Here is a 19,599-nt window from a genome sequence, read left to right as displayed (position 1 = left end):
TTTTTAATTCCACCGATTTCAGGAGCCTCTCCATGTCCCAGCGTCCCTTCAAAGTTCTCGGCATCCAGCAGATCGCCATCGGCGGCCCTTCCAAGGACAAGCTGAAGACCCTGTGGGTCGACATGCTGGGCCTGGAAGTCACCGGCAATTTCGTCTCCGAGCGGGAAAACGTGGACGAGGACATCTGCGCCATGGGCAAGGGCCCCTTCAAGGTCGAAGTGGACCTGATGCAGCCCCTGGACCCGGAAAAGAAGCCGGCGGTGCACACCACCCCCCTCAACCACGTGGGCCTGTGGATCGACGACCTGCCCAAAGCCGTGGAATGGCTGACGGCCAACGGCGTGCGCTTCGCCCCCGGCGGCATCCGCAAGGGCGCGGCCGGTTTCGACATCTGCTTCCTGCACCCCAAGGGCAACGAGGAATCCCCCATCGGCGGCGAAGGCGTGCTGATCGAACTGGTGCAGGCTCCCGCCGAAGTGGTGGACGCCTTCGCCAAGCTGGCCGGCTGAGCAGCGCCGCCCCCAGGCTTTCGCAATGAAAAGGCCGCCCGCGGGCGGCCTTTTGCACGTTCACGCTGCCCGCAACGCCCTACTGGCCCACCTGACGGAAGGTGTTGCGGCCGGCCCGCTTGGCTTCGTACATAGCCTCGTCGGCCCGCCTGAGCAGGGTCTGGGCGTCCTCCCCGTCCTCCGGATAGAAGGCCAGGCCGGCGCTGGCGGAGACCAGCAGTTCCCGCCCCTCCAGCACCACCGGCCGGCTCATTTCCGCCACCACCTTGGCCGCCACCTGGCGCCCGTCCTCCACCGCCGCCAGATCCTCCAGCACCAGCACGAACTCGTCACCGCCCAGGCGCGCCACCGTATCCACCGCCCGCACCGAGCGTTGCAGGCGGTCCGCCAGCACCACCAGCAACTGGTCGCCCACGGCATGACCATGCTCATCGTTGATCGGCTTGAAGCCGTCCAGGTCGATCAGCAGCAGGGCCAGACGGGTGCCGTTGCGCCGCCCCACCGCCAGACCGTGGCTGATGCGGTCGTCGAGCAGCAGACGGTTGGCCAGCCCGGTCAGGGGATCGTGCCGCGCCATGCGCTGCAACTGCTGCTCGTTGGCCAGCAGGCGATCGTTGGCGGCGGCCAGGTCCCGGGTCCGTTCCGCCACCCGGGCCTCCAGCAGTTGCTCATTGCTGCGCAGGGCATTGACCAGGTCCTGCTTGCTGTGGAGAGCCTCGCCCTGGGCCAGTTCCCGAGCCAGGCGCTCGGCCTGGATGCGGTCGGCCAGGGCAAAGGAGAGCAGCAGCATCTCCAGGGCCGAACCGATCTGCATGCCGTAGGAAGTGAACAGGGTGGTGGGCAGCCAGCCCAGGTTGCGCAGGGCCATCATGCCCACGCCCACCAGCAGCAGGGACCAGGCCAGGAGGAAGTAGCGGGCCCCCGGGTGGCGCCGCAGCTGGGCATGGACGCCCACCGCCACGGCCACGGCGGAAAAGGCGGCGCCCAGCAGGGAGGTGAGGATGGCGGCCCAGCGGTAAGGCAGCAGGGCCGGACCCAGGGCGGCCACGGCAAAGCCGGCGGCCAGGGCCAGGATCAGCTTGTCGGCCCGGGGATTGCTGTGCCGGGTATTGAGGAAGAGGCGGGTAAAAATGGCGCCGAAGAAGCCGGTGGCGGCAAAGCCCGAGGGCAGGGCCACATTGCCCCAGGCGGGGAAGGCCGGCCAGATGTATTCGTTGCCCAGGCCGTTGAGGGACAGCTGGCCCACCGCCATGCTCACGGCGAAGGCCACATAGACCAGATAGATGCGCTCCCGCAGGGCGAAGAAGAGCAGCAGGTTGTAGAGGCCCAGGGCCAGCAGCATGCCGTAGTAAAGGGAGAAGCCGGCGTAGGCGTCCTGGTTGTGCAGGCGGAAGGCATCCGGCGTCCACAGGGTCAGGGGCAAAGTCAGGCTGCCCTCCGACTCCACCCGCAGATAGAGGGCGAGGGACTCGCCGGGTCCCAACTCCAGGGGCAGCACCAGATTGCGGTTGGGATAGGGGCGTTCGGCAAAGGGCAGGCGGTCCCCGGTGAGCTGGTGGTCGACGCGGCCGTCGGCCCGGGGCAGGAACAGCTCCACCCGGTCGAGGGAGGGAAAGGCGATCTCCAGCAGCCACGGGCTGGAACGCTGCAGGCGGGACTCCAGGGGAATGCGCAGCCAGAAGGCGGAAGAGGAATAGCCGAAGTTCAATTCGCCCAGGGCATGGGCCGGCGCGAAGCGGCCTGCGGCGGCGGCCTGCCGCACGGCGGCCAGGTCGAGCTTGCCGCCCGGGTCTTCCAGCACTTCCACGTGGGGCACCAGGGCAAAGCTGCCGTCGTCCTGATCCAGCACCAGGGGATGGGCCCGGACGGCGGCAGGCAGCAGGAGCAGAAAAAACAGGAGGGCCTGCCACAGCAAGGCCGGGCGGTCTCTGGGAGCCGAGGGGGAGTGGAACACGGATGTCTCCGCTTGTATTTATGCCCGCATTCTAACCACAGACGTCCCCGGGCAGAGGAGTAAAATGCCCCATCCACCGATCCTTCCGCCCCTGCCATGAGCGTTGCCCCGCCCTCCCCCTCCCAGCGTCAGGCCCGCAGCCGTTACCAGCGGGGCATGCTGGCCTGGCTGCAACAGCCGGGGGACCCGGCCGGACTGCCGGAGATGCGGGCCGCGGTGCGCCACCTGGAAGCTGCCGCCGGCGGCGACTTCGCCCCCTTCTGGCACAGTGCCGAAGTGTTCCTGCGCGCCATCTCCGACGGCACCCTGGCAGTGGATGCGGAATCCCGCCGCCTCTGCGCCCGCATCGACCTGCAGATGCGGGCCGCCCTGAATGGCAGCGAAGCCCCCGAGGGCGGCCTGGCCGAGGAACTGCAGCAGTGCATCCGCCAGGGTGCCGGCCAGCTGCCGCCGGTGACCGAACTGATTTCCCTGATGGCCAAGCCCGAGGCCCCGGATCTGGACGCTGAGGCGGTGGCTGCCTGGAGCGCCGCCGGCAACGCCGCCGTGGCCGCCTGGAACGGGCGCGGCAGCGGCGATCTGGCGCCCTTCCGGCGGGCCCTGATCGACCTCTGCGCCGCCGCCATGAGCCTCAACCTGCCGGAGACCCTGCACCTGGCCGAATCCCTGGCCGGTGTCGGCGACCGCCTCGACGCCCCGGAGGCGGCCGAGGACCCCTACCTGCGCGCCGCCATCGCCGCCGCCCTGGAACTGCTCGGCGACACCCGGGACCTGGGCCTGCCGGTCTTCGCCGAACGGGTGGCCCACGTCGCCCAGCGCCTGGCGGAATGCCGGGAAAGCCAGCGTCCCGCCGTCTCGCCCACCCTGCTGCGCCTCTTTGCCGGCGAAATCGGCGAGCAGGCGGCCCTGATGCGGGCGGAACTGGCCTGCCTGGAACCGGATGGGGAAGCCCTGGCCGAATCGGCCCACTGCCTGGCGGACCACGCCGCCCACCTGGAACTGGACAGTGCCGAAGCCCTGGCCCAGGGTCTGGCGGCGGCCATCGTCCGGGCCCAGGCCGGCCACGGTTTCGACCACCCGGAAGTCCGCGAGGCCCTGGAAGCGGCCCTGGCCGAGCTGGACACCATGGCCGACTTTCTCCTGGTGGCCCAACCCCTGCCCGAAGCCACGGACATCCTGGAAATCCTGGCCCAGGTCTGACGCGGCACCGCGTCTGCCGCCGCCGGCCTCCCTCCCTCGCCGTAATATCCATGTAAGCAACAGGGTATTTACTGGCCTTGCCGGCCCGCCGCCAGACGGCGCAGGCGGGCAGCCAGTCCAGGGAGAAAAAAATGAACCAGATGCCGCTAGTACCGCCCGGCAGGGACACCCTGCCCAGGATCGAACGCCTGTTGCGCCGCGAGCTGGCGCTGTTCTTCACCTTGTGCGCCCTCCTCGGCGCCTTCCTGGCCTACGGCGCCCTGCGCACCCTGGCCTCGCCCTCCGCCCCGCCCCATCCCGTGCTGCAGGCCCGGGCCGACGTCCGGCCATAAAAAAAGGGCCGGTAGAACCGGCCCTTGGGCAATCCTGCCGCCGTCACCTGAGGGCGACGGCGGGCGGGATGAAGCGGCAGCCGCCGCTTATTCGAACTCGATGATGATTTCGTCCACCGACAGGCTGGAGCCGGCGGTGACGGAGATCTTCTTCACCTTGCAGTCCTGTTCGGCCTTGAGGATGTTCTCCATCTTCATGGCTTCGATGACGGCCAGCTTCTCGCCGGCCTTCACTTCCTGACCGACGGCGACGGACACTTCGCGCAGCAGGCCCGGCATGGGGGACAGCAGGAACTTGGAGAGGTCGGGAGCGGCCTTTTCCGGCATGAGGGCCAGCAGTTCGGCGGCGCGGGCGGACATCACCATCATGTCGGCGCGGGTGCCCCAGTGGAACAGCTGGTAGGTCATGCGGTGGCGTTCCACCTGCAGGGTGAATTCCTCGCCGTTGCAGGTACCGTTGAACAGGGACTGACCCTGGCGCCAGTCGGAAAGAAGCTCGTACTTCTCGCCGTTGTAGGTCACCAGATAGCCGCCCTCGATGGGCTTGGCCACCACGGGGTGACGTTCGCCGTTGCGGATCACCACCCACTCGTCGCCCACCTTGCGCTCGTGGCCCGGCAGCTGGCCGGAAACCTGGGCGGCGCGGTCGATGTAGCGGCGATGCACGAAGGCGGCGACGCCGATCAGCAGGGCCGGATCGTCGTGGGGCACCATGGAGGCGTCGAAGCCCTTCGGGTATTCCTTGGCGATGAAGCCGGTGTCGAAGATGCCGGACTGGAAGCGGGCGTGCTGCATCAGGGCGGCCTGGAACGGGATGTTCGAGGAGATGCCGCGGATGACGAAGCCGTTCAGGGCGTCACGCATGCGGGCGATGGCCTGCTCGCGGGAAGCGCCGTGCACGATCAGCTTGGCGATCATGGAATCGTAGTACATGGAGATTTCGCCGCCGTCGTAGACGCCGGTATCCACACGCACCTGACCGTCCACCTCGGCCGGCGGCTGGAACTTCACCAGGCGGCCGGTGGAGGGCAGGAAGCCGCGGAAGGGGTCTTCCGCGTTGATCCGGCACTCCATGGCCCAGCCGTTGATCTGCACGTCGGCCTGGGTCAGGGGCAGCTTTTCGCCGTAGGCGACGCGGATCATCTGTTCCACCAGGTCGAGGCCGGTGATCAGTTCGGTGACGGGGTGCTCCACCTGCAGACGGGTGTTCATCTCCAGGAAGTAGAACTCCTTGGTGGCACCGGAGACCACGAACTCCACCGTACCGGCGGATTCGTAATTCACGGCCCGGGCCAGGGCCACGGCCTGCTCGCCCATGGCCTTGCGCATCTCGGGATCGACGAAGGGGCTCGGTGCCTCTTCGATGACCTTCTGGTGACGGCGCTGGATGGAGCAGTCGCGCTCGTTCAGGTACACGTAGTTGCCGTGGGAGTCGCCCAGCACCTGGATTTCGATGTGGCGGGGTTCCAGCACGTACTTCTCGATGAAGACGCGGTCGTCGCCGAAGGAGTTGCGGGCCTCATTGACGCAGGAGGAGAAGCCTTCGTGGGCTTCGGCGTCGTTGTAGGCCACGCGCAGACCCTTGCCGCCGCCGCCGGCGGAGGCCTTGATCATCACCGGGTAGCCGATCTTCTTGGCGATTTCCACGGCGGCGTCGGGGCCGTCGATGGCATCGTTGTAGCCGGGAATGGTGTTGACCTTGGCTTCGATGGCCAGCTTCTTGGACTCGATCTTGTCGCCCATCTTGGCGATGGAGTAGTGCTTGGGACCGATGAACTTGATGCCTTCCTCTTCCAGACGGCGGGAGAACTCGGCGTTCTCGGAGAGGAAGCCGTAGCCGGGGTGCACCGCCTCGGCGCCGGTCTGCTTGCAGGCGGCGATGATCTTGTCGGCGACCAGGTAGGATTCCTTGGAAGCGGCCGGGCCGATGCAGACGGCTTCGTCGGCCATCTCCACGAACAGGGCGTCCTTGTCGGCCTCGGAGTAGACGGCGACGGTCTTGATGCCCATCTTGCGGGCGGTCTTGATGACGCGGCAGGCGATTTCGCCGCGGTTGGCAATCAGGATTTTCTTAAACATGTTTTAGTCCTTCCCGTCGCTTACAGCGGAATGTTGCCGTGCTTGCGCCACGGGTTGTCGAGTTTCTTGTCACGCAGCATGGCCAAGGAACGGCAGATCCGCTTGCGGGTCTCGTTGGGCATGATGACGTCGTCGATGAAGCCACGGGCACCGGCCACGAAGGGGTTGGCGAACTTGGCCTTGTATTCGGCTTCGCGCTCGGCCAGCTTGGCGGGGTCGTTCTTCTCTTCGCGGAAGATGATTTCCACGGCGCCCTTGGGGCCCATCACGGCAATTTCGGCGCTGGGCCAGGCCAGGTTCACGTCGCCGCGCAGGTGCTTGGAGGACATCACGTCGTAGGCGCCACCGTAGGCCTTGCGGGTGATCAGGGTGACCTTCGGCACGGTGCATTCGGCGTAGGCGTAGAGCAGCTTGGCGCCGTGCTTGATGATGCCGCCGTATTCCTGGGAGGTGCCGGGCATGAAGCCGGGCACATCTACCAGGGTCACCACGGGGATGTTGAAGGCGTCGCAGAAGCGCACGAAGCGGGCAGCCTTGATGGAGGACTTGATGTCCAGGCAGCCGGCCAGCACCAGGGGCTGGTTGGCGACGATGCCGACGGGGTGGCCATCCATGCGGGCGAAGCCGGTGATGATGTTCTTGGCGTAGTCCGGCTGGATCTCGAAGAAGTCGCAGTCATCAACCATCTTGATGATCAGTTCCTTCATGTCGTAGGGCTTGTTGGCGTTGTCCGGCACCAGGGTGTCGAGGGAGAAGTCCAGACGCTCGGCAGGATCGTTGGTCTTCTGCACCGGGGGCTTTTCCCGGTTGTTGGCGGGCAGGAAGTTCACCAGGCGACGCAGGTAGTTCAGGGCTTCCACGTCGTTCTCGAAGGCCAGGTCGGCCACACCGGACTTGGTGGTGTGGGTCACGGCGCCGCCCAGTTCCTCGGCGGTCACTTCTTCGTGGGTCACGGTCTTCACCACTTCGGGACCGGTGACGAACATGTAGGAGGAATCCTTCACCATGAAGATGAAGTCGGTCATGGCCGGGGAATACACGGCGCCGCCGGCACAGGGGCCCATGATCATGGAGATCTGGGGGATCACGCCGGAGGCCATGACGTTGCGCTGGAACACGTCGGCGTAGCCACCCAGGGAGGCAACGCCTTCCTGAATACGGGCGCCGCCGGAGTCGTTGAGGCCGATCACGGGAGCGCCGACCTTCATGGCGTGGTCCATGACCTTGCAGATTTTCTCGGCGTGGGTCTCGGAGAGGGAGCCGCCGAAGACGGTGAAGTCCTGGGAGAAAACGAAGACCAGACGGCCGTTGATGGTGCCGTAGCCGGTGACGACGCCGTCACCCGGGTTCTTGGTCTCGGCCATGCCGAAGTCGGTGCAGCGGTGCTCCTTGAACATGTCCCATTCCTCGAAGGAATCGGGATCGAGCAGCAGCTCGAGGCGTTCGCGGGCGGTCAGCTTGCCCTTCTTGTGCTGGCTGTCGATGCGCTTCTGGCCACCGCCGAGGCGGGCGGCTTCGCGCTTTTTCTCCAGCTCGTGAATGATGTCGTGCATGTGGACTTCTCCCAATGGGTCGAAACAGGGTCGAAAGGTTTGAAACGTTATTCGGATGGCGAATCGGTTCGCAGGTCGCCCAACAGCTTGTAAGCCGCCGCGGCCGGCGTGGTGCGGCCCTGGGTCACCGCTTGGGTGAGCCCGGGCAGGTCCCGGCGCACCGCCGGGTGGTTACGGAAATACTGGCGCAGGCCGGAATCGATCAGGCTCCACATCCAGTCGATGGACTGGCGCTGGCGCCGGGCCTCGAACTCGCCGGTGGGCGTCAGGGCCTGGCGGTACTTTTCCACCTTGGCCCAGAAGTCGCCGATGCCTTCCTTGTGCAGGGCCGACAGGGTGATCACCGGCGGCGCCCAGTTGGGGCTGGCGTGGCGCAGCATGTGCAGGGCGTTGTTCCACTGGGCCCGCACCACCTGGGCGGCCCGGGGGTCGATGTCGGCCTTGTTGATGACCACCATGTCGGCGATTTCGACGATGCCTTTCTTGATGGCCTGCAGGTCGTCACCGGCATTGGGCAGCTGCAGCAGGCAGAACATGTCCACCATGCCGGCCACCGTGGTCTCGGACTGGCCGACGCCGACGGTCTCGACAATGATCACGTCGAAGCCGGCGGCCTCGCACAGCAGCATAGCTTCCCGGGTCTTCTCGGCGACGCCGCCCAGGCTGCCGGCGGAGGGGGACGGCCGGATGAAGGCCTCCTCGCGCTGGCACAGGGTTTCCATGCGGGTCTTGTCACCCAGGATGGAGCCGCCGGAGACGGAGGAGGAAGGATCCACCGCCAGCACGGCCAGGCGATGGCCCCGTTCGATCAGGTGGATGCCCAAGGCTTCGATGAAGGTGGACTTACCGGCGCCGGGGACGCCGGAAATGCCGATGCGGATGGCCTTGCCCGTGTGGGGCAGAAGGGAGGCGAGCACCTGCTGGGCCCGCACCTGATGGTCGGCCCGGCTGGACTCGATCAGGGTGATGGCCTTGGCCAGGGCCCGGCGCTGACGCGCCAGGACCCCGTCCGCCAGGGCCTGGTCGGCCCCGGCGAGGGAGTGCTGCCCCACCGTGGAGGCTTCCGACATCTGCATCGTCAAGGCTTAGCCGCGGGACTTGCGGATTTCTTCCAGAACGCGCTTGGCGGAATCCTCGATGCGGGTGCCAGGGCCGAAGATGGCCTTGGCGCCTGCGGCGTAGAGGGTGTCGTAATCCTGGGCGGGAATGACGCCGCCGGCGAAGACGATGATGTCGTCGGCGCCCTGTTCCTTGAGGGAGTTCACCAGGGCCGGCAGCAGGGTCTTGTGACCGGCGGCCAGGGAGGAAACGCCGACGGCGTGCACGTCGTTTTCCACGGCCTGGCGGGCGGCTTCTTCCGGGGTCTGGAAGAGGGGGCCCATGTCGATGTCGAAGCCCAGGTCGGCGAAGGCGGTGGCCACCACCTTGGCGCCCCGGTCGTGGCCGTCCTGGCCCAACTTGGCGATCATGATGCGGGGGCGACGGCCTTCTTCTTCGGCGAACTTGGCGATGTCGGCCTTGATGGATTCCCAGCTTTCCTGTCCTTCCACGACGCCTCCATAAACACCGGAAATGGTCTGGTTGTTGGCACGGAAGCGGCCGAAGACCTTTTCCAGGGCATCGGACACTTCGCCCACGGTGGCGCGCAGGCGGATGGCCTTGACGCTCAGGTCCAGCAGGTTGCCCTCGCCGCTCTCGGCGCACTGGGTCAGGGCATCCAGGGCGGCCTGCACGGCGGCGCTGTCGCGGCTGGCGCGGATCTTCTTCAGGCGGGCGATCTGGGCTTCGCGCACGGCGTGGTTGTCGATGTCCAGAATGTCGATCTGGTCTTCCTTGGCCAGCTTGTACTTGTTCACACCGACGATGACGTCCTTGCCGGAGTCGATGCGCGCCTGCTTGTCGGCGGCGCAGGTTTCCACCTGCATCTTGGCCCAGCCGGATTCCACGGCCTTGGTCATGCCGCCCATGGCTTCGATTTCCTGGATGATGCTCCAGGCCTTGTCGGCCATGTCCTGGGTCAGCTTTTCCATCATGTAGGAACCGGCCCAGGGGTCCACCACGTTACAGATGTGGGTTTCTTCCTGGATGATGAGCTGGGTGTTGCGGGCAATGCGGGCGGAGAATTCCGTCGGCAGGGCGATGGCCTCGTCCAGGGCGTTGGTGTGCAGGGACTGGGTGCCGCCGAAGACGGCCGCCATGGCCTCGATGGTGGTGCGCACCACGTTGTTGTACGGGTCCTGCTCGGTGAGGGACCAGCCGGAGGTCTGGCTGTGGGTCCGCAGCATGAGGGACTTGGCGCTCTTGGGATTGAACTGGCTCATGATGCGGTGCCACAGCATCCGGCCGGCGCGCATCTTGGCGATTTCCAGGTAGAAGTTCATGCCCACCGCCCAGAAGAAGGACAGGCGGCCGGCGAAGGCGTCCACATCGAGGCCGGAGGCGATGCCGGTGCGCACGTATTCCATGCCGTCAGCCAGGGTGAAGGCCAGTTCGATGGCCTGGTTGGCCCCGGCTTCCTGGATGTGATAACCCGAGATGGAAATCGAGTTGAACTTGGGCATGTGCTGCGCGGTGTAGCCGAAGATGTCGGAGATGATCTTCATCGACGGCTTGGGCGGATAGATATAGGTGTTGCGGACCATGAACTCCTTCAGGATGTCGTTCTGGATGGTGCCGGACAACTGTTCCTGGGAGACGCCCTGCTCTTCGGCGGCGACGATGTAGCCGGCCAGGATGGGCAGCACGGCGCCGTTCATGGTCATGGAAACGGAAATCTTGTCGAGGGGGATGCCGTCGAAGAGGATCTTCATGTCCTCGACGGAATCGATGGCCACGCCGGCCTTGCCGACGTCGCCCAGGACCCGGGGATTGTCCGAGTCGTAGCCGCGGTGGGTGGCCAGGTCGAAGGCCACGGAGACGCCCTGGCCACCGGCGGCCAGAGCCTTGCGGTAGAAGGCGTTGGATTCTTCGGCGGTGGAGAAGCCGGCGTACTGGCGGATGGTCCACGGCCGCACGGCGTACATGGTGGCCTGGGGACCGCGCAGATAGGGAGCGAAGCCGGGCAGGGTGTCGGCGTAGGGCAGATCCTCCACGTCCTTCTTGGTGTACAGGGGCTTGACGGTCAGGCCTTCCGGCGTGATCCAGTTGAGCGCATTGACGTCGCCGCCGGGAGCGGACTTGGCGGCGGCCTTGGCCCAGGCGTCCAGGTTGTCGGAATTGGGCAATTGGGGCTTGGATGCGTCGGCAGACATGTCAGACCTTTCTCGGTACACCCGCCGCATGCCAGGGGCGCTGCGACGGCTAGATTTTCGATTCTACGCCGCCCAAACAGGCGGCGGGGAAGGGCTTGCTAAGGGAGCGCCGGCAGCCATGAACCCGCTTTTCGGCCAGCTTGACATCCCGAACCCTGGATAATACTGTATCCATAATTATGAATGCAATACTTGCCAACTGGGCTATAATTGCGCCCTGCTTGCGGCTTGCGTAATGCTTGGCTTATTACGTAACGCATAGGGCAAAGACACCAGACTCTGCGTCCGGATTTTCTATATCCTGCTGAATTTCTGTCCCACCGATCGTTCATGAACGCCATCCGTATCGCCCAGCCCGCCCTCTACGAAGAAGTGGCCGAGCGCCTGCGTCAGCGCATCTTTTCCCATGAACTGCCGCCCGGCACCTGGATCGACGAGCAGGCCCTGGCCGAAGACTACGGCATCTCCCGCACCCCCCTGCGCGAGGCCCTGAAGGTGCTGGCCTCCGAAGGCCTGGTGACCCTCAAGCCGCGCCGCGGCTGCTACGTCACCGAGCTGTCCGGGGGCGACATCCAGGAAATCTTCCCCATCATCGCCATGCTGGAAGGCCGTTGCGCCTTCGAGGCCACCCAGAAGGCCACCCCGGCCGACGTGGCCCGCCTGCAGGCGATCCAGGACATCCTGGAAAAGGCGGCCGCCACCGGCAACATTCCGGCCTACTTCGAGGCCAACCAGAATTTCCACCTGACCCTCTGGGAAATCGCCGGCAACCGCTGGCTGCTGCAGGTGATCCAGGATTTGCGCAAGGTCCTCAAGCTGACCCGCTACCAGTCCCTGTCCGTGGACGGCCGCCTGAAGAAGTCCATGGAAGAACACCGGGAACTGCTGGCCGCCATCACCGCCAAGGACCCGGACCTGGCCGAGAAGGTCATGAAGAGCCACCTCATCGCCGGCAGCGAAGCCATGGCCAAGGCCACCAGCCGCTGAACCGCACCCGCCGCACACCCCGGGGCTGCCTGTGCAGCCCCTGTTTTTTTCCACCCCCGCCTTGAAAGAACCGCCATGTCCGGACGCATTCTCGTCTCCCGTGACGGCGACATCGCCACCGTCACCCTCTCCAACCCGGAGAAGCTCAACGCCGTTAACTACGCCATGTGGTGCGACCTGGCCGCCGCCATGACCGAACTCTCGGCCGACTCCAGCCTGCGCTGCGTCGTCCTCGCCGGTGCCGGCGAAGCCTTCGCCGCCGGCGGCGACATCGAGGAATTCCTGGTCAAGCGCACCAACCTGGAACAGGCCCTGCACTACCACGACAAGGTGGGCGCCGCCCTGGATGCGGTGCGCGACTGCCCCCACCCCACCGTGGCCCTGATCCGGGGCGCCTGCATCGGCGGCGGCCTGGAGATCGCCGGCAACTGCGACCTGCGCATCGCCGGCGAAGGGGCCAAGTTCGGCGCCCCCATCAACAAGCTGGGCTTCTCCATGTATCCGGGCGAGATGTCCGGCCTGCTGGCCCTGGCCGGCCCCGCCGTGATGTCCGAGATCCTGCTGGAAGGGCGCATCCTCTCTGCCGCCGAGGCCTACGCCAAGGGCCTGCTGACGCGGGTGGTGGCCGATGCCCAGCTGGAGGACGAAGTCACCGCCACCGCTCGCCGCATCGCTGCCGGCGCTCCCCTGGTGGCCCGCTGGCACAAGCAGTGGATGCGCCGCCTGGATTCCGGCGCGCCCCTGACCCAGGAAGAAAAGGCCGCCTCCTTCGCCTTCCTCGACACCGCCGACTACAAGGAAGGCCTGGACGCCTTCCTGGCCAAGCGCAAGCCCGCCTTCAAGGGCTGCTGATCAACAAACTGCGCTGGCCGCCGGCAACGGCAAAAAGAAAAAGCCCCGGGAAACTCCCGGGGCTTTTTTATGACGCTGACGCTGCAGCTGGCGCTTAGTGGTTGCTGGCGCCGGCGGCACCCAGACCGGTCTGGGCACGCACGTACTGGTCGTCGAAGGCTTCGATCTCGCGCTTGGCCTGGGCGCTGGTATCCAGCTTGGAGACCACGAAGGCGATGAGGAAAGCCAGGGGCATGGAGAACAGGGCCGGCTGGTCGTAGGGGAAGATGGCCTGGGCCTTGCCCAGCACGGTCACCCACACGGCCTTGGACAGCACCACGAAAACCACGGCGGCAGTCAGGCCGCAGATGGTGCCGGCGATGGCGCCCTTGGTGGTCAGGCCCTTCCAGTACATGGAGAGGATCAGCACCGGGAAGTTGGCAGAAGCAGCGATGCCGAAAGCCAGGCCGACCATGAAGGCCAGGTTCTGCTTTTCGAACATGATGCCCAGGCCGATGGCAGCCAGACCGATGAAGATGGAGGCGATCTTGGACACCTTCAGCTCGGAACCGCCCTTGGGCTTGCCCTTGCAGATCACATTGGCGTAGATGTCGTGGGAGATGGCGGAAGCGCCGGCCAGAGCCAGGCCGGAAACCACGGCCAGGATGGTGGCGAAGGCCACGGCGGACAGGAAGCCGAGGAAGATGTTGCCGCCGACGAACTTGGCCAGGTGCATGGCCACCATGTTGCCGCCGCCGATCATCTTGCCGCCGACGTTGCCGCCTTCGAAGAACTCGGGGTTGGTGCCGACCAGAACGATGGCGGACATACCCAGCAGCACCACCACCAGGAAGAAGAAGCCGATGAAGCCGGTGGCCACGAACACGGACTTGCGGGCCTGCTTGGCATCCGGCACGGTGAAGAAGCGCATCAGGATGTGGGGCAGGCCGGCGGTACCGAACATCAGGCCCAGGGACAGGGACACGGCATTGACCGGATCGGCCAGCAGGGAACCCGGACCCATGATCTTGGTGCCGTCCTTGTGCACTTCGGTAGCCTTGGTGACCAGGGTTTCGAAATCGAAGCCGAAGTGGGACATGGCCAGCAGCATCATCAGGGTGCCGCCGCCAAGCAGCAGACAGGCCTTGATGATCTGCACCCAGGTGGTGGCAATCATGCCGCCGAAGGTCACATAGACCATCATCAGCACGCCCACCACGACCACGGCCACCTCATAGTCCAGGCCGAAGAGCAGCTTGATCAGCTGGCCGGCGCCGACCATCTGGGTGATCAGGTAGAACAGCACCACGGTCAGGGAGGAGATGGCAGCCACCGTCCGCACCTTGCTCTGATCGAGACGGTAGGAGGTGATGTCGGCAAAGGTGAAGCGGCCCAGGTTACGCAGGCGCTCGGCCATCAGGAACAGGATGATGGGCCAGCCGACGAAGAAGCCGACGATGTAGACGAAACCGTCATAGCCCTTGGCGAACACCATGGAGGTCAGACCCAGCAGGGTGGCGGCGGACATGTAGTCGCCGGCAATGGCCAGGCCGTTCTGGAAACCAGTGATGCCGCCGCCGGCAGTGTAGAAGTCGGCGGTGGACTTGGTGCGGTTGGCGGCCCAGTAGGTGATGCCCAGGGTGGACAGCACGAAGGCCACGAACATGGCGATGGCGGCCACGTTCAGGGGCTGCTTTTCAGCCTCGCCGACGGTGCCGGGACCGGCATAGGCGGCACCGGCGGCCAGCAGCAGGCCCAGCAGGGGCAGGAAGCGGGACAGGTTACGCATTATTGGGCCTCCTTGGTGGCTTCCTTGATCAGTTCGGCGTTGATTTCGTCGAACTTGCCGTTGGCGCGATGCACGTAGAGGCCGGTCATGACCCAGAACAGCAGCATCATCAGGGCGGCGATGGGCCAGCCGATGGTGGCGATACGGCCTTCGCCCAGGGGCGAGGCCAGCAGGGTGGGATTGAAGGCGACCACGGCCATGAAGCCGTAGTACAGGATCAGGACCACGGCAGACAGGGTCCAGGCGAAGCGGCTGCGGGTGGCAACCAGCTTGTCGAACTTCGGATTGTTGCGAATCCGTTCGTAGGCAGCGCTGCTCACGAGTGTTCTCCTCAGTTTGAGTATTTGTTTAGGTCGGCAGAAAAAGACCGACTCCCCCTCTACCCAGCCCTCCCGGCGGGTTTTCCCCAATGTGGGAAACCCGTATTGCGTCCGGGAACGGACATGGATTACGCAATGATATAACAGTTACGCAAATTTCCATACCCGCCCGTATGTCGCGGCGCAAAAACAAAAAAGGGCCCGCAGGCCCTTTCCATATGCATCAAGGTCGGCAAGCCGCCATCTACATGACGCCATGCAACATCTTGGCTGCCAGCAGCACCAGCACACCGGCAAAAATCCGCTTCAGGGTCGCCACCGGCAGGCGATGGGCCAGACGCGCCCCCACCGGGGCCGCCACCACGCTGCCCGCCATCACCCACAGCAGGGCCGGCAGATAGACGTAACCAACGCTCCAGGCCGGCAGGCCGGCCTCGCCCCAGCCGTTCCAGACGTAGCCCAGGGTGCCGAAGAAGGCGATGGGCAGGCCGAGGGCCGCCGAAGTGCCGATGGCGTTGCGCACCGGCACGTTGCACCAGGCCAGGTAAGGCACCGTCAGGGAGCCGCCGCCGATGGCCACCAGGGAAGAGAGGGCGCCGATGACTCCGCCCGCCAGCCCCAGGCCGGCCGGGCCGGGCAGTTCCCGGTGGGGTTTCGGCTTGAAGTTCAACGCCATCTGCAACGCCACGCAGGAAATGAAGCAGGCAAAGAACAGGGCCAGGCCCTGGGTGGAAATGCGGGCGGCGAGCTGGGTGCCCAGCACGGTCCCCACCAGCACCCCCGGAGTGAAAGAGCGCAGCGTGTCCCACATCACGGCGCCATGCTGGTGGTGGGTGCGCAGGCTGGAAATGGCGGTGAAGATGATGGTGGCCATGGAGGTGCCGAGGGCCAGATGCAGCATCTGCTCCGGCGGGAACTGCTGGCCGGCGAAGATCATGGCCAACAGGGGCACCATCACGGCGCCGCCGCCGATGCCCAGGAGGCCGGCCATGAAACCGGCGAAGAGGCCCAGACTCACATAGGCCAGCCACCAGAAATCAAAAAACATCGTTCAGCTCCATCAACTTGCGGGTAATGAATTGCCACTCTTCCGCCGTCACCGGGGTGATGGACAGGCGGCTGCCCTTTTGCAGCACTCCCATGGCCGCCAGGGCCGGATGGCAGCGCAGCTCGGTCAGGGGCACGAAGCGCCCGCGGGCGACGAAGGCCACATCCACGTTGAGCCAGCGGGGCTGCCCGGGCGAGGACTTGGCATCGAAATAGGGACTGGCCGGGTCGAACTGGGTGGCATCGGCGTAGGCGGCGGACGCCACCTGGCCCAGGCCGGCGATGCCCGGCACGGCACAGCCGGAATGGTAGAAGAGCACGCCGTCGCCCAGCTTCATGGCATCGCGCATGAAATTGCGGGCCTGGTAGTTGCGCACGCCGAACCAGGGCACCCGGCCGAGACGGGCCAGGTCGTCGATGGACACTTCGTCCGGCTCGGATTTCATCAGCCAGTAAGCCATGGGCGAACAGGGAAAAAGAGGGGCCACAAAAGGAAACAGCGCGGTGGATTGCTCGCACCGCGCTGCTGTATTAGGCCCCCGCCTGTGCCGTTAGGCCGGCATCCTGAACCTGAGTTCAGAGTGGTCGCTTGCCGTCCGCATCAGGTGCACCCGACGAAGGGCGCTCACAACAGCGGATGAGTGGTTCGCGGCCGATGCCAATTAGCATTGGTTCAAGGAATATATGGCCTTGACGAACACCGCAGGGGACAATCGGCGGAAACTTTTGCTGGTGCGACCAAGAAGGCTTCAGAACAAGGGTTCCTGGCCTTGGAGGGCCGCGTCCAACTGTGTTTCCATGGCTCCGATTCTACGCTGAAAGTCAGAGCCGTCAACGGGGGTTTCAGGATTTTCTGCGGGGCTCTCCGCCTTCCCGGCGGAAAGCAGTTCGTGGGCGATATTCAGGGCCGCCATGACCGCCACGCGCTCGGCGGCAGCAGTCTTACTCTTGGCTGCGATGTCCTGCATCTTGCGGTCCACATAGGCGACGGCAGCCAGCAGCGCTTCCTGTTCGCCGGGCGGACAGGCCACCCGGTATTCGCGGCCGAGGATGGCCACGTCGATGAAATTGCCGCTCATGCCTTGCCCTCCTCCGGCAACTGCTCGGCCAGCGCCTCGAGGCGGGCACGGGCCGCCTCCATGCGCTCGACCAGACGCAGGCGCTCGTCTTCCGCGCTGGCCAGTCGGGCGCGCAGTTCCTGGTTCTCGGCCCGCAGGCTGTGGCAGAGGTTGACCACCTGCGCCACCTTGCCCTCGAGGGCATCCAATTGCTTAGTCATAGGCGCGAACTATAGAGGCCAAAAACACGCAAGGTCAAGGACTAAGACCATATTTTGAATGTGTTTTATGCCAAAGCGCCCAGGCGCCGGCCTCGCCATACAGGCAGGTATGGAGTACCATCCGCCCCCGTTGTTCCACCAGGGACAACGCTCCGCGTCAGGTGCCGCAGGAGGAGTCCTCCTCCGCGGTTAAACGGGAAACAGGTGCGCGCCGCCAGCAGCGGTGCAATGCCTGTGCTGCCCCCGCAACGGTAAGGAAGTGCGGGTCCATCACGATGCCACTGGGTCACCCCCGGGAAGGCGATGGATCAAGACTTCCGAGCCCGGATACCGGCCTGAACGGAATTCGCGGAAGCGTCGCGGGGAAGCGGCAAGACTGGTCTGTCCAAAAAGCACTCCTGATCCGAAGGTTCCCTGCCCGCGTCCAATTACCATCGGCGACGGTGCTGCGGGATGCGCATCGTTGCCATGCAGGAGTCACTCCCATGCGCCGTTCCCTGTTATCCACCGCCCTGACCGCTGCCTTTGCCCTGCCTGCGACCGCGGCCCTGGCGGAGGAAGCCTCGCTCCAGTCCGTCATCGTCACCGCCACCCGTTTCTCCGAGGCCGATTGCCGTACGGCAGCCAACATCAGCGTCATTTCCCGGGAAGACATCGAGAAGACGCCAGCCACCAATCTGACCGACCTGCTGGCGACCCGGGCCGGCATCAACGCCATGCCGATCTACGGCCCTCTGGGCCTGGACGCGACGGTGGACATGCGCGGCTTCGGCTCCACCGCCACCAGCAACACCCTGGTACTGCTGGACGGCCAGCGCATCAGCCCCACCGACATGGGAACCATCATCTGGTCCTCCATTCCCCTCACCGGCATTGAGCGCATCGAGGTGGTACGCGGCTCCGGCACGGTACTCTACGGCGACGGAGCCACCGGCGGCGTCATCAACATCATCACCGACAAGTCCGGCAAGCCCCGGGCCTCCATTACCGCCACCGCTGGCTCCTTCGGCTACCGAGGCCTGGACGGCAGCTTCGCCGGTGGCAATGAGCACCTCTACGGCAATCTGTTCGTGCGCAGTGCCAGCCTCGACGGCTACCGCCAGAACAGCCAGCAGGACCAGCAGGCTGCCAGCGGTCGCGTAGGCTTGAAGCTGGAGCGGGGCGAGGTCTTCTCAGATTTCGCCGTATACAAGGAATCCTCCGGACTCCCCGGCAATCTGCTGCAGGCGACCTACGAAAACGATCCGCGTAACAGCCGCAAGCCCTACGACACCCAACGCCGTGACGGCTATCGTGTCCGCCCTGGTGTGGCCTATGCCCTCTCCGACAAGGTGGACCTGGAGACGGAAGTCAGCTTCGAACACCAGACCCTCAACACCGACCTCGTCTCTTCCAACTGGAAGAGCGAGCGCGTCCGCGACACCCTTTCCTTCACCCCGCGTCTGCGCATCAACCACGGTCTCGGGACTCTGGGCAGCGAAACCACGGTGGGGGTGGATTACTACGACGCCAAGGTCACCTCCACCAACCAGAACGGCCCCAACCAGCGCGCCACCCAGAAAAGCAGCGCCTTCTACCTGCAGAACCTGACCAACCTCACCTCCGCCCTCAGCCTGACCCTTGGCGCCCGCCAGCAGCGCATGAAGCAGAGCGCCTACCAGGATGCCTATCCGGCCTGGTTTCAGCCCGGCATGGACGGCAGTGCCAGTCGCACCCGTTCCGCCTACGACCTGGGCCTGACCTACGGCAGCGGCGCCTGGCAGTTCTTCGGCAAGACCGGCACCACCTTCCGCTTCGCCAACCTGGACGAGCTCTTCGGCTACGACAACCTGGCCTTCCGTCCGGTGTTCGCCGGCGACCTCAAGCCCCAGCACGGCCGCACCAACGAAATCGGCGCCCGCGTTGCCCAAGGCTCCTGGTCGGCCCGAGCCGCCCTCTTCCGCACCACCCTGAGCGACGAAATCGGTTACGACGCCAGTGCCGGTGCCAACGTCAACCTGGACCCCACCCGCCGCCAGGGCCTGGAAACCGAGGCCGACTGGAAGCTGAGTTCCAGCGTCAGCGCCAAGATCAGCTACACCTATCTGGATGCCACCTTCCGCAGCGGCACCTATGCCGGCAAGCGGGTGCCCCTGGCCCCGACACACCAGGGCAGCGTCCTGCTCACCTGGGACGGCGGCAGCATCGGCCAGTACGGGGTCCTCACCCGCATGGTCGGCAAGCGGGCCTACGGCAGCGATTTCAACAACAGCCACGGCGACCTGGCCGGCTACGCCACCCTGGACCTGCAGGCTTCCTGGAACTTCAAGCCCTGGACCCTGAAGGCCCAGATCGCCAACGCCCTGGACCACAAGCATGCTGCGTTTGCCGGCTATTCCAGCACGGCCGGTCACTACTATTACCCGACCGACGGGCGCGCCCTGTTCGTCTCCGGGCGTTACGATTTCTGACCGACTGTTCTGCCTGAC

Annotated in this window: 17 protein-coding genes, 1 other RNA gene and 1 riboswitch; of the genes, 6 read left to right on the top strand and 12 right to left on the bottom strand. The window is 65.4% G+C overall.

Translation table 11 applies throughout. The features are described 5' to 3' along the window. The first annotated feature begins 32 nt into the window (after window positions 1-32). Entirely contained in the window at window positions 33-509 is a 477-nt protein-coding gene (locus EV678_RS13065; protein ID WP_014235627.1) for a VOC family protein, read from the top strand. 79 nt (window positions 510-588) lie between these two features. On the opposite strand, the gene EV678_RS13060 is transcribed toward EV678_RS13065, so the two are convergent. After that, window positions 589-2,463 carry a diguanylate cyclase gene (locus tag EV678_RS13060; RefSeq protein ID WP_130459819.1) on the bottom strand — a complete coding sequence of 625 codons (1,875 nt, stop codon included), beginning with the start codon at window positions 2,461-2,463 and terminating at the stop codon, window positions 589-591. Between the two features lie 96 nt (window positions 2,464-2,559). On the opposite strand from EV678_RS13060, the gene EV678_RS13055 reads away from it, so the two are divergent. Beyond that, window positions 2,560-3,663, top strand: coding sequence for a hypothetical protein (locus EV678_RS13055; RefSeq protein ID WP_130459818.1), 1,104 nt, complete (start codon window positions 2,560-2,562; stop codon window positions 3,661-3,663). Between the two features lie 131 nt (window positions 3,664-3,794). Continuing rightward, window positions 3,795-3,995 (top strand): hypothetical protein, encoded by a 201-nt coding sequence (locus EV678_RS13050; RefSeq protein WP_014235630.1) that lies wholly within the window; start codon window positions 3,795-3,797, stop codon window positions 3,993-3,995. Window positions 3,996-4,082: 87 nt separating this feature from the next. On the opposite strand, the gene accC is transcribed toward EV678_RS13050, so the two are convergent. Genes accC through scpA form a run of 4 tightly spaced genes read right to left on the bottom strand, consistent with a single transcriptional unit; the run spans window position 4,083 to window position 10,878 of the window. Beyond that, a complete protein-coding gene (gene accC / locus EV678_RS13045; protein WP_014235631.1) occupies window positions 4,083-6,074 on the bottom strand; it encodes an acetyl-CoA carboxylase biotin carboxylase subunit in 1,992 nt (663 codons plus the stop codon). A gap of 20 nt (window positions 6,075-6,094) precedes the next feature. Then, window positions 6,095-7,627, bottom strand: coding sequence for an acyl-CoA carboxylase subunit beta (locus EV678_RS13040; RefSeq protein ID WP_014235632.1), 1,533 nt, complete (start codon window positions 7,625-7,627; stop codon window positions 6,095-6,097). 47 nt (window positions 7,628-7,674) lie between these two features. Beyond that, window positions 7,675-8,703, bottom strand: a complete 1,029-nt coding sequence (gene meaB / locus EV678_RS13035) for a methylmalonyl Co-A mutase-associated GTPase MeaB (RefSeq protein WP_130459940.1) — start codon at window positions 8,701-8,703, stop codon at window positions 7,675-7,677. A 9-nt stretch (window positions 8,704-8,712) separates the two neighbouring features. Next, complete coding sequence (scpA, locus tag EV678_RS13030; protein ID WP_130459817.1) at window positions 8,713-10,878, bottom strand: methylmalonyl-CoA mutase; 2,166 nt, start codon at window positions 10,876-10,878, stop codon at window positions 8,713-8,715. 330 nt (window positions 10,879-11,208) lie between these two features. Between scpA and EV678_RS13025 the strand changes: the two genes are divergently transcribed. Continuing rightward, entirely contained in the window at window positions 11,209-11,865 is a 657-nt protein-coding gene (locus EV678_RS13025; protein WP_130459816.1) for a GntR family transcriptional regulator, read from the top strand. Between the two features lie 75 nt (window positions 11,866-11,940). Next, a complete protein-coding gene (locus EV678_RS13020; RefSeq protein ID WP_130459815.1) occupies window positions 11,941-12,717 on the top strand; it encodes an enoyl-CoA hydratase/isomerase family protein in 777 nt (258 codons plus the stop codon). A 94-nt stretch (window positions 12,718-12,811) separates the two neighbouring features. Here EV678_RS13020 and EV678_RS13015 read toward each other — a convergent pair whose 3' ends face one another. The 7 genes from EV678_RS13015 to EV678_RS12985 form a co-directional block, all read right to left on the bottom strand. Continuing rightward, a complete protein-coding gene (locus EV678_RS13015; protein ID WP_014235637.1) occupies window positions 12,812-14,485 on the bottom strand; it encodes a cation acetate symporter in 1,674 nt (557 codons plus the stop codon). Beyond that, entirely contained in the window at window positions 14,485-14,805 is a 321-nt protein-coding gene (locus tag EV678_RS13010) for a DUF485 domain-containing protein (protein WP_014235638.1), read from the bottom strand. The genes EV678_RS13015 and EV678_RS13010 overlap by 1 nt, the downstream gene beginning before the upstream one ends. Window positions 14,806-15,049: 244 nt before the next feature. Continuing rightward, window positions 15,050-15,853, bottom strand: coding sequence for a sulfite exporter TauE/SafE family protein (locus EV678_RS13005; protein ID WP_130459814.1), 804 nt, complete (start codon window positions 15,851-15,853; stop codon window positions 15,050-15,052). Next, window positions 15,843-16,298 (bottom strand): EVE domain-containing protein, encoded by a 456-nt coding sequence (locus tag EV678_RS13000; protein ID WP_235832462.1) that lies wholly within the window; start codon window positions 16,296-16,298, stop codon window positions 15,843-15,845. The genes EV678_RS13005 and EV678_RS13000 overlap by 11 nt, the downstream gene beginning before the upstream one ends. A gap of 86 nt (window positions 16,299-16,384) precedes the next feature. Continuing rightward, window positions 16,385-16,564: non-coding RNA, 6S RNA (gene ssrS / locus EV678_RS12995), on the bottom strand. Window positions 16,565-16,601: 37 nt separating this feature from the next. Beyond that, entirely contained in the window at window positions 16,602-16,931 is a 330-nt protein-coding gene (locus EV678_RS12990) for a cell division protein ZapA (RefSeq protein ID WP_130459812.1), read from the bottom strand. Next, window positions 16,928-17,131 (bottom strand): hypothetical protein, encoded by a 204-nt coding sequence (locus EV678_RS12985; RefSeq protein WP_130459811.1) that lies wholly within the window; start codon window positions 17,129-17,131, stop codon window positions 16,928-16,930. The genes EV678_RS12990 and EV678_RS12985 overlap by 4 nt, the downstream gene beginning before the upstream one ends. A gap of 142 nt (window positions 17,132-17,273) precedes the next feature. Beyond that, a riboswitch (cobalamin riboswitch) is annotated at window positions 17,274-17,484 on the top strand. A 132-nt stretch (window positions 17,485-17,616) separates the two neighbouring features. Between EV678_RS12985 and EV678_RS12980 the strand changes: the two genes are divergently transcribed. Further along, entirely contained in the window at window positions 17,617-19,581 is a 1,965-nt protein-coding gene (locus EV678_RS12980; protein ID WP_130459810.1) for a TonB-dependent receptor family protein, read from the top strand. Window positions 19,582-19,599: the final 18 nt, after the last annotated feature.

Origin of the sequence: Azospira oryzae (genome assembly GCF_004217225.1) — a bacterium.
Classification (GTDB): domain Bacteria; phylum Pseudomonadota; class Gammaproteobacteria; order Burkholderiales; family Rhodocyclaceae; genus Azospira; species Azospira oryzae.
The sequence above is the reverse complement of the archived record's forward strand: the minus strand, read 5'-3'. Positions and strand labels throughout refer to the sequence as shown.